Here is a 13,735-nt window from a genome sequence, read left to right on the forward strand (position 1 = left end):
GGAGGCCCCCGCCCCCGCAGGCCCGGCGCACGCCGCCCGGGCCAAGCGCCCGGTGGCGCTGCTCGCCGCGGTCGCGATCGCCGCGGCCGTCATCGGCGGCGGCACCGCCACGCTCGTCCAGCAGCTGCTCGGCGACGGGACGGGCATCGCCGGCGGCTTCAACGGCACGGTCGTCTCGCAGACCAGCAGCGGCACGGTGGCCGGGGTCGCCGAGCAGGTCGGCCCGTCCGTCGTGCGCATCGACACCCGCACCGGGTCGGGCCAGGGCACCGGCTCGGGCTTCGTCCTCACCGCCGACGGCGAGATCGCCACCAACAACCACGTCATCAGCGGCGCCTCCGAGATCCAGGTCACACTGAGCGACGGCCGCAGGTTCCCCGCGAAGACCGTCGGCACCGACCCGGACAAGGACCTCGCGCTGATCAAGCTCCAGGGTGCGTCCGGACTCAAGCCGGCCCGGCTCGGCAACTCCGACGGCGTCCGGGTCGGCGACCAGGTCGTCGCGATCGGCTCCCCGGACCGCCTCACCGGCACCGTCACCAGCGGCATCGTCTCGGCGCTGAACCGCGAGGTCAACGTGCCCAAGTCGGAGCAGGCGCCGCAGCGGCAGCGCGGCGGCGACGGCAGCTGGCCGTTCTCGTTCGACGGCCGCCAGTTCAACGGGAACCCCGGCTCGAACACCACCTCGTACAAGGCCATCCAGACGGACGCCTCCCTCAACCCCGGCAATTCCGGCGGCGCCCTCCTCAACATGAACGGCGAGGTCATCGCAATGCCCTCCGCGATCTACTCGCCCGCTGCCGACAGCTCCGCCGCCGGCAGCGTCGGCCTCGGCTTCGCCATCCCGGTCAACACGATCAAGGCCGACCTGGACTCCCTGCGCAAGGGCGGCGGCAGCGGCACCGCCGGCGGCAGCGGCGGCCGCTCCCCCTCCTCCACCGCCGACGGCTTCGGCGCGGGCTTCTAGCCGGCGGGCCGTGCGACGCTGGAAGGCACCGCCGGCCGCCCGCCGCCGGCCGCCCACCGCCGCACACCACCCCAGGGGGACCGCATGAAGCCCGTCGAGGACGACCTGCAGCGCATCCTCGTCGTCGACGACGAGCCCGCCGTACGGGAGGCCCTGCGCCGCAGCCTCGCCTTCGAGGGGTACGCGGCGCAGACCGCCGTCGACGGGCTCGACGCCCTCGACCGGGCGGGCTCGTACGCCCCCGACCTGATCGTCCTCGACATCCAGATGCCCCGCATGGACGGCCTGACCGCGGCCCGTCGGCTGCGGGCCGCCGGGAACACCACCCCGATCCTGATGCTCACCGCCCGGGACACCGTCGGCGACCGCGTCACCGGCCTCGACGCGGGCGCCGACGACTACCTCGTCAAGCCGTTCGAGCTGGACGAGCTCTTCGCCCGCGTCCGGGCCCTGCTCCGGCGCAGCGCGTACGCCGCCCCCGAGCCCGGCCCGGCCCCGGAGCCCGACCGCCACCTCGTCTTCGGGGACCTGCGGATGGACCTCGCGACCCGCGAGGTGACCCGGGCCGCACGCCCGGTGGAGCTGACCCGGACCGAGTTCACGCTGCTGGAGATGTTCCTGGCCCACCCGCGGCAGGTCCTCACCCGCGAGCAGATCCTCAAGACCGTGTGGGGCTTCGACTTCGAGCCCAGCTCCAACTCCCTGGACGTGTACGTGATGTACCTGCGCCGCAAGACCGAGGCCGGCGGCGAACCCCGCCTGGTCCACACCGTACGGGGCGTCGGGTACGTCCTGCGCACCGCCGGGGCCGGGGATTCCGGGGGGCTCGAGTGAGCCCGGCCGCCCGGTTCCGGGGGCTGCCGCTGCGCTCCCGGCTCGCCCTGCTGGTGGCGGTGGCCGTGGCCGTGGCCGTCGCGGCCGTGGCCGCCGTGTCGTGGGTGATGGTGCGCACGCAGCTGCGCGAGCAGCTCGACCGGACGCTGGTGGCCACGAACCCGGACGCGGAGGTCGTGCGGGCCCTGAACGACAGGGTCTGCGTCACCGGGCCCGCCCGGCCGGCCCGCGAGATCGCCGGGAACCTGAACGCGACCGTCCAGATCGTCCTGCCGAACGGCGCGCACTGCTGGGTGGGCGGCCGGACCGACCTTCCGGTGGCGCAGGCCGACCGGGACGTCGCCACCAGGCAGCGGCCCAACGTGCTGCACGACGTGCAGACCGACTCCGGGACCCGGATGCGCGTCTACACCTTCCAGGCACAGGCCCAGCCGGGCGCCCCCGTCTTCGGCATCTCGGTCGCCAAGCCGCTCGCCGACATCGACAAGCCGCTGTCCACGCTGACCTGGGTGCTGCTGCTGGTCTGCGGGGTCGGTGTGGTCGGCGCGGGCGCCGCCGGCCTGTGGGTGGCCCGGACGGGCCTGCAGCCGGTGGACGAGCTGACCGGGGCCGTCGAGCACATCGCCCGCACCGAGGACCTGACGGTACGGATCCCCGACGAGGGCGACGACGAGATCGCCCGCCTGTCGCGGTCGTTCAACTCCATGACGGCGGCCCTCGCCTCCTCCCGGGAGCGGCAGGCCCGGCTCATCGCCGACGCCGGCCACGAGCTGCGCACGCCGCTGACCTCGCTGCGCACGAACATCGAGCTGCTGGCGCGCAGCGAGCAGACCGGCCGGGCCATCCCGGCCGAGGACCGGCGGGAGCTGCTGGCTTCGGTCAAGGCGCAGATGACGGAGCTCGCCTCGCTGATCGGCGACCTCCAGGAGCTGTCCCGGCCGGACGCGGGCCCGCCCGCCCGGCTGGAGGTCGTGGCCCTGCACGAGGTCGCGGGCACCGCGCTGTCGCGGGCACGGCTGCGCGGTCCGGAGCTGGTCTTCGAGGCCGACCTGGAACCCTGGTACGTGCGGGGGGAAGCCCCGGCGCTGGAGCGGGCCGTGGTCAACGTGCTCGACAACGCGGTGAAGTTCAGCCCGCCGGGCGGGGTCGTCTCCGTCGCCCTGCGGGCGGGCGAGCTGACCGTGCGGGACCGCGGGCCCGGAGTCCCCGCCGAGGACCTGCCGCACGTGTTCGAGCGGTTCTGGCGGTCCTCGTCGGCCCGGGCGCTGCCCGGCAGCGGGCTCGGCCTGTCGATCGTGGCCCGGAGCGTACAGCGCGCGGGCGGTACGGCCGCGCTGCGGGCCCCCCGCGGCGGCGGCCCGGGCACGGAGGCCGTGCTCCGGATCCCGGGCGCGCCGACGCCGCCCCCCGCGGCGGCGGCCGAGGCGGCCGGGGCCGCCGGGGTCGCCGGGGCGGGCAGGACCGGTGGGTCCGGCGGAGCCGCCGCCGTGGGTGCGGTGGGTGCGTCAGTCGTGCCGGACGATTGAGGTGCCCAGGCCGGGGCGGGTGTTCGGGAAGTCCGTCGGGACGGTGCCGAGCCCGGTCCGGCCGGCCGTCTCGGCGCCGTCGACGAAGGCGTGCACCTGCGGGTTCAGCCGGTCGGAGTTCCAGCGCGGCGGCAGGTGGGCCGAGGTGCCGGTGTAGTTCACGAAGAGCCGGCCGGGCTGCCGGACGGCCTTGCGGAAGTGGTTCTCGACCCTGCCTCGCTCGCGAAGGGCCCGGCGTTCCGGTCGTCCCGGAGCGCGGGGACGGGGTTCACCCCTCGGCAGGCGCCGGCCGGTCGAGCAGTTCCACCATGGCGCGCAGCCCCCGGGCGATCCCGTGCCCGGTCGGCGCCCCCTCCGGGTCGGTGAGGGCCTGCACCATCACCCCGCTGAGCAGGGCGATGTGCAGCGAGCCCAGGCTGCGGGCGTCCTCTTCGGAGACCTCCTCCGCCGGCACCCCGCGCAGCGCCGCGGCCACCATCCGCCGGTTCTTGCGCTGGCTCTCCGCGAGTACGGCGAGCAGATCGGGCGAGGACTGCGCGTGGACGAAGGCCTCCACCGAGGCGAGCCACAGCCAGCGCGTCTCGGAGAAGTCCCGGATCTTGCGGTCCCAGGTGTCGGCGTACCGCTCCTCGGCGGTGTCGCCCTCCCCGGCGAGCCGGCCGGCGCCGGCGGCCCATTCGTCCATCGCGGCGAAGAGGGCCTGGTTGAGCAGCGCCTCGCGGGAGCCGAAGTGATAGCCGATCGCGGCCATGCTCACCTTCGACGCCGCGGCGATGTCGCGCACGGTGGTGCGCAGATAGCCCTTCTCCTCCAGGCAGCGGCGTGCCCCGGCCAGCAGGTCCTCGCGATTTCCCATGCCGGGATGGTAGCCGCGGCCGCATTTTGCGCATGTGCCCAAGACGAGCGTATTGCGCACTTGCCCAAACACTGGCAGGCTGAAGGCGGCGAAGGGGGCGGCAATCCGCCGCCCCCGGATCGAACGGGGGACCACACATGCGCCACGAACTGACGCTCGACGGCCGCACGCTGTCCTACCTGGACTTCGGGGGCCCCGGCCGCCCGCTGCTCGCCCTGCACGGCGGGATGTCCGAAGCCGCCGCCTGGACCGGCCTCGCCGAGGTCCTCGGCGACGAGTGGCGGGTCATCGCCCCCGACCAGCGGGGCCACGGCGACTCCGACCGGGCCGCCGAGCACAGCCGGGAGGGGTACGTGGCCGACGCCGTCGCCCTCCTCGACCACCTAGGCCTCGACTCCGTAGCCGTCGTCGGCTTCTCCCTTGGCGCCATGAACGCCTACCACCTCGCCGCCCGGCAGCCCCACCGGGTCAGCGCCCTCGTCAACACCGAGGGCCCCGTCGAGATCACCCCCGGCGGCACGGACCGGTTCGCGTTCCTGGCCGACCTGCCGTACACCGCCGGCACCCGCGGGGAACTCCTCACCGCCCTCGGCGCGATGGCCCCCGCCTACGAGCCCGCACTGCGCCCGCTGCCCGGCGGCGGCTGGCGGCTGCCGTTCCACCCTCGGGACGTCCTCGACACCATCGCCGCGGCCGCTCACGACAACTGGGACGCCTGGCTGGCCACCGCCTGCCCCGCCCTCCTCGTCCACGGCCGGCGCAGCGAGGCCCTGCCCCGGGCGCAGGCCGACGCCATGGTCGCCCGGCGCCCCCGCACCGCCTACACCGGCCTGGACACCGAGCACTTCCTGCCCTTCCAGGACCCGCAGGGCTTCCACGAGGCCGTCAGGAAGTTCCTGGCGGGCCTGTGAGCCCGCGGCGGCCCGCGGCCCCGTGGCCACGGGGGTGCCACCGGGCACGGGCCGCCGCACGGGCCGCCGGCGCCGGCACGGGGAAAAGCCGGAGGGGCGGCGGGCCGGACAGGCCCGCCGCCCCTCCGGGCGTGCGGTGGTACGGCCGGAGCCGCGTTCGCCTACTTGATCACGGTGATGCGGTCCGCGGCCGGCGGGGCGATCGGGCTCGCCGCCGAGGACTTCGCCAGCAGGGCGTTGAAGGCGTCCAGGTCGGACACGCCCACCAGCTTGTTCTTGTGCTCCTTCAGGACGGTGAAGCCGTCACCGCCGCCCGCGAGGAACTCGTTCATCGCGACCCGGTAGGTCTTGGCGGGGTCGATCGCCGCGCCGTTCAGCTTCACCGAGTCCACGACGATGCGGTCCGCGCCCGACTTCGTCATGTCCAGGGTGTAGGTGAAGCCCTTCGAGACCTGCAGGATCTTCGGGTTCACACCGTTGACCGGGCCGCTGACCTGCTGCTGCAGCGCGGTGATCAGCTGGGCGCCGGTCAGGTCCACGATGTTCAGCAGGTTGTTGAACGGCTGGACCGTGTACGACTCGCCGTAGGTGACGACGCCGTCGCCCTCCTCGCCCGAGGCCTTGTAGGCCAGGTCGGAGCGGATGCCGCCCGGGTTCATCAGGGCCAGCTGCGCGCCGCCCTTGTCCGCCGGGGCCGTGGCCTCCAGCTGCGCGTCCGCGATCAGGTCGCCGAGCGGCTTCTCCGGCGCGTCCAGGCCGCGGCCCGGAACGTCCGCCGAGATGTAGCCCATCGGGCGGTTCGCGACCGGGGCGGCCAGCGTCTTCCAGCGGTCGATCAGCTCGGTCATGTCCGGGGCCTTGGGCACGTCACGGGTGACGACCTTGTTGACCGGCTTCGGCGCGAGCGCGGCCGTGCGGACGATGTCCTTGGTCTGCCGGTCGTACGTCAGCGTGGTGTCGGTGAACAGGCGGCCCAGCGAGGCGGCCGAGGTCACCATGCGCGGGTTGCCCGCCGGGTCCGGGATGTTGCAGGCGTACGCCTGGTGCGTGTGACCGGTGACCAGCGCGTCGACCTTCGCGTCCACGTTCTTCGCGATGTCCACGATCGCCCCGGAGATGCCGGCGCCGGCACCCGGGACGTTGCAGTCGTAGTTGTACGCGCCGTTCGCCGGCAGGCCGCCCTCGTGGATCAGGGCGACGATCGACTTCACGCCCTGCTTGTTCAGCTCGGCGGCGTACTTGTTGATCGTCTCGACCTCGTCGCCGAACTTCAGGCCCTTGACGCCCTCGGCCGTGACGACGTCCGGGGTGCCCTCCAGGGTGACGCCGATGAAGCCGATCTTGACGTCCCCCTTCTTCCAGATCCAGGTGGGCGACATCATCGGGCGCTTGGTCTTCTCGTCCACGACGTTCGCGGCGAGGTACTTGAACTCGGAGCCGGTGAACTCCTTGCCCATCTCGAAGCAGCCCTCGACCGGGTGGCAGCCGCCGTACGCCATGCGGCGCAGCTCCTGCTTGCCTTCGTCGAACTCGTGGTTGCCGACGCTGGACACGTCCAGCTTCAGCTTGTTCAGCGCCTCGACGGTCGGCTCGTCGTGGAACAGGCCCGACAGCATCGGGCTGCCGCCGATCATGTCGCCGGCCGCGGCGGTGATGGAGTACTCGTGGCCCTTGCGGGCCTCGCGCAGGCTGGTGGCCAGGTACTCGACGCCACCGGCCGGTATGGCCTTGGTGGTGCCGTCCGCCTGACGCTCCGTCACGCTGCCGGAGGAGCCCTGCGGGGGCTCCAGCGTGCCGTGGAAGTCGTTGAACGACAGCAGCTGCACGTCGACGGTGCGGCTCTTGCCCGCACCGTCGCCACCCGCGGCACCGGCCGGCAGTGCGGCGGCGACCAGCGCACCGGAAGCGGCCGTGGCCGCCGTCGCGATGAGGGCCAACCGGCGGTTTCGGCGGTGCCGTTGTGGCGTCGCTGACATTTTGTCCCCTTATGAACAGCGGGTAAAGCATGGAGGTCTGGCGCAGCCTACGGTCAACGCGCGTAGCACCAACAGGGGGGTGGGGTATCGAGCCGGTTAACACCCCGACACCACCGCCCCGGCGCCCGACCGCCGTACGCTCGGAGCATGACTGACGACGCAGCAGCGGCCCTGGAGCCGGGACGCCAGATCCAGACCCTCGACGAACTGACGGAAGAGCAGGCCGACGCCGTCATCGCGCTGATCGAGGACGCGGCCCGCACCGACGGCACCACCGCCGTCTCCGAGCAGGGCCGGCTCCAGCTGCGCGGCGGCCGCCGCGAGGGCATCCGGCACTTCCTCCTCACCGAGAAGGGACGGCTCGCCGGCTACGGCCAACTGGAGGACACCGACCCGGTGGAGGCCCCCGCCGCCGAACTCGTCGTGCACCCCGCCCTGCGCGGCCGCGGCCACGGCCGGGCCCTCGGCTCGGCCCTCCTCGCCGCCTCCGGCAAGCGGATCCGGGTCTGGGCGCACGGCGGCAAGTCCGCGGCCCGCCACCTCGCCCAGGTCCTCGGCCTCACCCTCTTCCGCGAGCTGCGCCAGCTGCGCCGGCCGCTCGGCCCCGAGGCACCCCCGCTGCCCGAGCCCGTCCTGCCCGCCGGGGTGACCGTCCGCACCTTCGTGCCCGGGCAGGACGACGCGGCCTGGCTCGCCGCCAACGCGGCAGCCTTCGCCCACCACCCCGAGCAGGGCTCGCTGGTCCAGCGCGACCTCGACGACCGCATGGCGCAGCCCTGGTTCGACCCGAAGGGCTTCTTCCTCGCCGAGCGGGAGGGGGAAGTCGTCGGCTTCCACTGGACGAAGATCCACGCCGCCGAGCAGCTCGGCGAGGTCTACGTGCTCGGCGTCCTGCCCGGCGCCCAGGGCGGCGGCCTCGGCAAGGCCCTCACCGCGGTCGGCCTCCAGCACCTGGCCGCCGCCGGCCTGCCCACCGCGATGCTCTACGTCGACGCCGACAACCCGGCGGCCCTCGCCGTCTACGAGGGCCTCGGCTTCAGCACGCACGAGGTCGACCTCATGTACCGAACGGAGAGCTGAGCGTCATCACCCGTACGGGCCTCCCGGGCGCACCGGGGTCCGTACGGGTGCATTCCGGAGCGAAGCCGACGTACTCGTGGGCGATCCGGAGCCTGGAAGCCATGCGCCATTCACCGGACCTTAAGACGTGCTTGCGACTCTCCGTGCATGCAGCCCCGACTCCGACCGACTGCGGCCCCGTCCGACGGGCCCGTCCTGCCGCATGCGCGGAACAATGGAGTCATGAGCCAGAAGCCCAGCGCAGGGCCCACCGAGGTCCCCGCCCAGCACCCGTCGTCCCCATCGGCCACGGCCCCCGCCGGCTCGCCCGCCGCGCACGCCAGGCTCGGCTCCATCGCCGCGCACCGGCCGCACGCCAGCGGCCTCGAAGCCGATCTCGCCCCCGAGATCGACACCGACATGGACTCGTACGACGACAAGGACGGCGAGGAACTCCCGCCCGGGCGCTTCCTCGACCGCGAGCGCAGCTGGCTGGCCTTCAACGAGCGGGTCCTCGAACTGGCCGAGGACCCCACCACCCCGCTCCTGGAGCGCGCCAACTTCCTGGCGATCTTCGCGAGCAACCTCGACGAGTTCTTCATGGTCCGCGTCGCCGGCCTCAAGCGCCGCATCGCCACCGGCGTCGCCACCCGCTCCGCCTCCGGCCTGCAGCCCCGCGAGGTCCTCGACCTCATCTGGACGCGCTCGCGCGAACTCATGGCCCGCCACGCCGCCTGCTACCAGCACGACATCGCGCCCGCGCTCGCCGAGGAGGGCGTCCACCTCATCCGCTGGCCCGACCTCACCGAGAAGGAGCAGGCGCGCCTCTTCACCCTGTTCCGCAACCAGATCTTCCCGGTGCTGACGCCGCTGGCCGTGGATCCCGCGCACCCCTTCCCCTACATCTCCGGCCTCTCCCTGAACCTGGCCGTCGTCGTGCGCAACCCGGTCAGCGGGCACCGCCACTTCGCCCGCGTCAAGGTGCCGCCGCTGCTGTCGCGCTTCCTGGAGGCCTCCCCGCAGCGCTACGTCCCGCTGGAGGACGTCATCGCCGCGCACCTGGAGGAGCTCTTCCCCGGCATGGAGGTCCTCGCGCACCACATGTTCCGGGTCACCCGCAACGAGGACCTGGAGGTCGAGGAGGACGACGCCGAGAACCTCCTGCAGGCCCTGGAGAAGGAGCTCATGCGGCGCCGCTTCGGCCCGCCGGTCCGCCTGGAGGTCGAGGAGTCCATCGACCCCGGCGTCCTCGACCTGCTGGTCCAGGAGCTGAAGATCTCCGCCGCCGAGGTCTACCCGCTGCCCGGGCCGCTGGACCTGACCGGCCTGTTCGGCATCGCCTCCCTCGACCGGCCCGAGCTGAAGTACCCCAAGTTCGTCGCCGGTACGCACCGCGACCTCTCCGAGGTCGAGTCCGCCTCCGCCCCCGACATCTTCGCCGCGCTGCGCGAGCGGGACGTGCTCCTGCACCACCCGTACGACTCCTTCTCCACCTCCGTACAGGCCTTCCTGGAGCAGGCCGCCGCCGACCCGCACGTCCTCGCGATCAAGCAGACCCTGTACCGCACCTCCGGCGACTCCCCCATCGTCGACGCGCTCATCGACGCCGCCGAGTCCGGCAAGCAGGTCCTCGTCCTCGTCGAGATCAAGGCCCGCTTCGACGAGCAGGCCAACATCAAGTGGGCCCGCAAGCTGGAGGAGGCCGGCTGCCACGTCGTGTACGGCCTGGTGGGCCTCAAGACCCACTGCAAGCTCTCCCTCGTCGTCCGCCAGGAGGGCGACACGCTGCGCCGCTACTCCCACGTCGGCACCGGCAACTACCACCCCAAGACCGCCCGCCTGTACGAGGACCTCGGCCTGCTCACCGCCGACCCGCAGGTCGGCGCGGACCTCTCCGACCTCTTCAACCGGCTGTCCGGCTACTCGCGCCGCGAGACCTACCGGCGCCTCCTCGTCGCGCCCCGCTCACTGCGCGACGGCCTCATCGCCCGCATCGACAAGGAGACCGCCCACCACCGGGCCGGACGCCCCGCGTACGTGCGCCTCAAGATGAACTCCGTCGTCGACGAGGCCCTCATCGACGCCCTCTACCGGGCCTCCCGGGCCGGGGTCCCCGTCGACATCTGGGTCCGGGGCATCTGCGCCGCGCGCCCCGGGGTCCCCGGACTGTCGGAGAACATGCGGGTCCGCTCCGTCCTCGGCCGCTTCCTGGAGCACTCCCGGGTCTTCGCCTTCGGCAACGGCGGCGAACCCGAGGTGTGGATCGGCAGCGCCGACATGATGCACCGCAACCTCGACCGCCGCATCGAGGCACTGGTGCGGGTCACCGACCCGGCCCACCGCGCGGCGCTGGACCGGCTGCTGGAGACCGGCATGTCCGACTCCACCTCCTCCTGGCACCTGGGCCCGGACGGCGAATGGACCCGGCACAGCACCGACCACGAAGGCCAGCCGCTGCGGCACGTTCAGGAGATGCTCATAGACGCCCGGAGGCGCCGGCGTGGCTCTGCCAAACCATGACCTGACAGCGATCGCGAGCGGCGGGGGCTCCGCGGGGGACGTGCTCGGCGCGTACCTGCGGGCCCGGGCCACCGATTTCCTGCGCGGCCTCAGGCTGCACGAGGAACGCGGGGCCGACGCCGCGGACGCCGCCGACGCGGCGCTCGGCCTGCGGGGGGCCGCGCGCCGCATCAGCGGATCCCTGGCGACGTTCCGCACGGTCACCGACTCGTCCTGGGCCGACGGGCTGCGCGGCGAGCTGGCCTGGCTCGCCTCGACCCTGGCCGACGAGCACGCGTACGCCGCCCGGCTGACCCGGCTGCAGGACGCGCTGCACCGCCTGTCGGGCTCGCCGGAGGTCCCCGCACCGCGCGGCACCCCGGGCGCGCTGACCGTGGGCTCGGCGCGGGCCGCCGCGCTGCTGGAGCGGCAGCTCACCCTGGCCAGGACCCGGGCCCACTCCGCGACCCTGCACGCCCTGGGCTCGTCCCGGTTCCACGCGGTGGCCGACGCCGTGGCCGTCCTCGCCTCCGAGGTACCGCTGGACGTGATCGCCGCCCGGGGCCGGGCCGAGGACGTGCTGGTCCCGCTGGCCGAGGCGGCGCGGACCCGGCTCACCTCGGCCGTCGCCGCGCTCCCGCCCGCCGCGGAGGACCACCCGTACCTGCCCGACCACGACGCCGTCTGGCACGAGGTGGGCCGCCTCCTGCGGCTCCACCGCTACGCCGGGGAGGTCCTCGGCGAGGACGCGGCCGGGCTGGACGCGGCCCGGCTGGCCGCCGCCGGCGAGGCCCTGGACCGGCACCTGGACGCCGCCGAGGCGGCCGCCGCGTCGGCCGCCGCCGCCCGCACCCCGCGCATCGCCCCCGCGACCGCGTACGCCCTCGGGGTGCTCCACGCCGCCCAGCGCCACGAGGTCGGGGCGGCCCGCCTCGCCTTCCGCTCCCTCTGGCAGCCGGTGAGCGCGGCCGCGGCCCCCTGATCCCGGGCGCACCCACGCACCGCTCCCCGCGGCGGACCCCTCGCCGCGGGAAGCGGTGCCGTTCGTTTTCGGCCAAACCGGTCTCGGGCCCGGCCCGGACCGGGGTCACCCGCAGTGACCGCGGCGCCGTACGCCGCCGTCGAAACCGCCGAGGCCCTGCGCGTCACCGCCTCGGCGTTGCCGGGCCTGCCCGGGACACGGACCGCAGTCCGCCGGCGGCGCTGCCGCCAGCCGTCCCGGAGGGAATTCGGGAGCGGAGCGGGCCGGTATCGGCCGTGCGCACCGGGAGGGCACGGTGCCGGCCGGTCGGGAAGTCGCCGCAAGGACGACGGGCGTCGCCGAGGGCGGCACCGGAATTCCCTTCGAAAGACGGGGTATGAGTCGGATGGCCCGCTCCGCGCACTCGGTTCCTGCGGAGCCCGCCGCCGGAACCGGTGCGATCGCGCCGCCGGTGCCGGGCTTCCGCAGCCGCCTCGAGCGAGGGGATCCCTTGAGCACGAACAACCCGGCTCCCGCGTTCACCGGGAGTTTCGATCTCACGCGGCTCCCCTATTGCGGCGGGGCCGTCGGCAGGCATTTCCTGCACGCCTGCATTCACGCCCCACGGACCGAATTCCACTCGCCGCACAATTCACGTTCGGGAAACCGTCCAGGCCGCCTGCGGCACCCTCCACATCCCGATCATGCGGGGCTCCCAGCCGCGCCACCCGCCCCACCGGACCGCACTCGCCCGTCCGGCGAGGTTCACCTTCCGTTCACTTTCCCCCGTCGATCGCTTCACCTGATCTGTCTAATTTCGGTGGTGCAACGAGCGCGCCGCCGGCCGGATCCGGCAGCAGCCCTCGCATCCGACGTAGACCTCTTTGCACGCCGCCCCGATGACCGAAAGCGGCCGGCGGCTTCTGGAAGGAACACTTCAAAAAGTGAAGCTTCAGCGCAAGAACATGCTTCGTGCCTCCGCCCTCGGCGCGCTTGTCGTGTCCGGCGCCCTGGTCCTCACGGCGTGCGGCTCGGACGACAACACCAACACCGGCGGCAACGCCAGCGGCAAGCCGTCCGTCGCGGCCGGCGACATCAAGTGCGGCGACGCGAAGGGCAAGCTGCTCGCCTCCGGCTCCTCGGCGCAGAAGAACGCCGTGGACCTGTGGGTCAAGAACTACATGGCCGCCTGCCAGGGCGTCGAGGTCAACTACAAGTCCTCCTCCTCCGGCGAGGGCATCGTCGCCTTCAACCAGGGCACCGTCGGCTTCGCCGGTTCGGACTCCGCGCTGAAGCCCGAGCAGGTCGAGGAGTCGAAGAAGATCTGCACCGGCGGCCAGGGCATCAACCTGCCGATGGTCGGCGGCCCGATCGCCATCGGCTTCAACGTCGCCGGCGTCGACAAGCTGACGCTGGACGCGCCCACCCTCGCGAACATCTTCAACGACAAGATCAAGAAGTGGGACGACGAGGCGATCAAGAAGCTGAACCCGGGCGTCACCCTGCCGTCGACGGCCATCCAGCACTTCCACCGCTCCGAGGATTCCGGCACCACCGAGAACCTCGGCAAGTACCTCAAGGCCACCGCCGGTGACGCCTGGACCTACGAGGCCGCCAAGAAGTGGCCCGCCCCGGGCGGCCTCGGCGCCTCCGGCTCCTCCGGTGTCGCCACCCAGGTCAAGCAGGTCGACGGCGCGATCGGCTACTTCGAGCTCTCCTACGCCACCTCGCAGAACATCAAGACGGTCGACCTGAACACCGGTGCCTCCGCTCCGGTCAAGGCCTCCGCCGACAGCGCCTCCAAGGCCATCGCCGCCGCCAAGGTCGTCGGCACCGGCTCCGACCTGGCCCTGAAGCTCGACTACGCGACCAAGGCCGAGGGCGCCTACCCGATCGTCCTGGTCACCTACGAGGTCGTCTGCGACAAGGGCAACAAGGCGGAGACCCTGCCCACCGTGAAGTCCTTCCTCGGCTACACCGCCTCGGACGCCGGCCAGAAGGTCCTCTCCGAGAACGGCTACGCCCCGATCCCGGCCGAGATCAACACCAAGGTCCGCGAGGTCATCAACTCGCTCTCCTGAACCCCTGAGCCCCGGACCGCCGGGCGGGTCCCGTCCGACCCGCCCGGCGGTCCGGGGCTCAGGGG

The 13,735-nt window shown here is 73.2% G+C and carries 11 protein-coding genes; 8 read left to right on the plus strand and 3 right to left on the minus strand.

Translation table 11 applies throughout. The annotated features are described in order from the left end of the window. The 3 genes from HYE82_RS25515 to HYE82_RS25525 form a co-directional block, all read left to right on the plus strand. Nucleotides 1-967: S1C family serine protease (locus HYE82_RS25515; protein WP_179176496.1), on the plus strand; the 967-nt coding region annotated here is incomplete at its 5' end. An 84-nt stretch (nucleotides 968-1,051) separates the two neighbouring features. Continuing rightward, the gene (locus HYE82_RS25520; RefSeq protein WP_179176497.1) at nucleotides 1,052-1,801 is read left to right on the plus strand and encodes a response regulator transcription factor; all 750 of its coding nucleotides are present in this window, start codon (nucleotides 1,052-1,054) and stop codon (nucleotides 1,799-1,801) included. Continuing rightward, nucleotides 1,798-3,327, plus strand: coding sequence for a cell wall metabolism sensor histidine kinase WalK (locus tag HYE82_RS25525; protein WP_179176498.1), 1,530 nt, complete (start codon nucleotides 1,798-1,800; stop codon nucleotides 3,325-3,327). Before HYE82_RS25520 ends, HYE82_RS25525 begins: the two co-directional genes overlap by 4 nt. Here the strand turns inward: HYE82_RS25525 and HYE82_RS25530 are convergent. Continuing rightward, nucleotides 3,307-3,489 carry a hypothetical protein gene (locus HYE82_RS25530; protein WP_256987664.1) on the minus strand — a complete coding sequence of 61 codons (183 nt, stop codon included), beginning with the start codon at nucleotides 3,487-3,489 and terminating at the stop codon, nucleotides 3,307-3,309. The two genes, HYE82_RS25525 and HYE82_RS25530, sit on opposite strands and share 21 nt — an antisense overlap. A gap of 106 nt (nucleotides 3,490-3,595) precedes the next feature. Beyond that, nucleotides 3,596-4,183 (minus strand): TetR/AcrR family transcriptional regulator, encoded by a 588-nt coding sequence (locus HYE82_RS25535; RefSeq protein ID WP_179176499.1) that lies wholly within the window; start codon nucleotides 4,181-4,183, stop codon nucleotides 3,596-3,598. Between the two features lie 137 nt (nucleotides 4,184-4,320). On the opposite strand from HYE82_RS25535, the gene HYE82_RS25540 reads away from it, so the two are divergent. Further along, on the plus strand, nucleotides 4,321-5,094 hold the full coding sequence (locus HYE82_RS25540; protein ID WP_179176500.1) for an alpha/beta fold hydrolase: 774 nt from the start codon (nucleotides 4,321-4,323) through the stop codon (nucleotides 5,092-5,094). A 161-nt stretch (nucleotides 5,095-5,255) separates the two neighbouring features. Here HYE82_RS25540 and HYE82_RS25545 read toward each other — a convergent pair whose 3' ends face one another. Beyond that, nucleotides 5,256-7,070, minus strand: a complete 1,815-nt coding sequence (locus HYE82_RS25545; RefSeq protein WP_179176501.1) for a bifunctional UDP-sugar hydrolase/5'-nucleotidase — start codon at nucleotides 7,068-7,070, stop codon at nucleotides 5,256-5,258. Nucleotides 7,071-7,217: 147 nt separating this feature from the next. Between HYE82_RS25545 and mshD the strand changes: the two genes are divergently transcribed. The 4 genes from mshD to pstS all read left to right on the plus strand — a co-directional run bounded on the left by mshD (nucleotide 7,218) and on the right by pstS (nucleotide 13,670). Beyond that, on the plus strand, nucleotides 7,218-8,150 hold the full coding sequence (gene mshD, locus HYE82_RS25550; protein WP_179176502.1) for a mycothiol synthase: 933 nt from the start codon (nucleotides 7,218-7,220) through the stop codon (nucleotides 8,148-8,150). Between the two features lie 222 nt (nucleotides 8,151-8,372). After that, a complete protein-coding gene (locus HYE82_RS25555) occupies nucleotides 8,373-10,649 on the plus strand; it encodes an RNA degradosome polyphosphate kinase (protein ID WP_179176503.1) in 2,277 nt (758 codons plus the stop codon). Beyond that, a complete protein-coding gene (locus HYE82_RS25560) occupies nucleotides 10,630-11,610 on the plus strand; it encodes a CHAD domain-containing protein (RefSeq protein WP_179176504.1) in 981 nt (326 codons plus the stop codon). Before HYE82_RS25555 ends, HYE82_RS25560 begins: the two co-directional genes overlap by 20 nt. A 923-nt stretch (nucleotides 11,611-12,533) precedes the next feature. Next, the gene (gene pstS / locus HYE82_RS25565) at nucleotides 12,534-13,670 is read left to right on the plus strand and encodes a phosphate ABC transporter substrate-binding protein PstS (protein WP_179176505.1); all 1,137 of its coding nucleotides are present in this window, start codon (nucleotides 12,534-12,536) and stop codon (nucleotides 13,668-13,670) included. Nucleotides 13,671-13,735 lie beyond the last annotated feature (65 nt).

The organism is Streptomyces sp. BR123 (assembly GCF_013401435.1).
Taxonomy (GTDB): Bacteria; Actinomycetota; Actinomycetes; order Streptomycetales; family Streptomycetaceae; genus Streptomyces.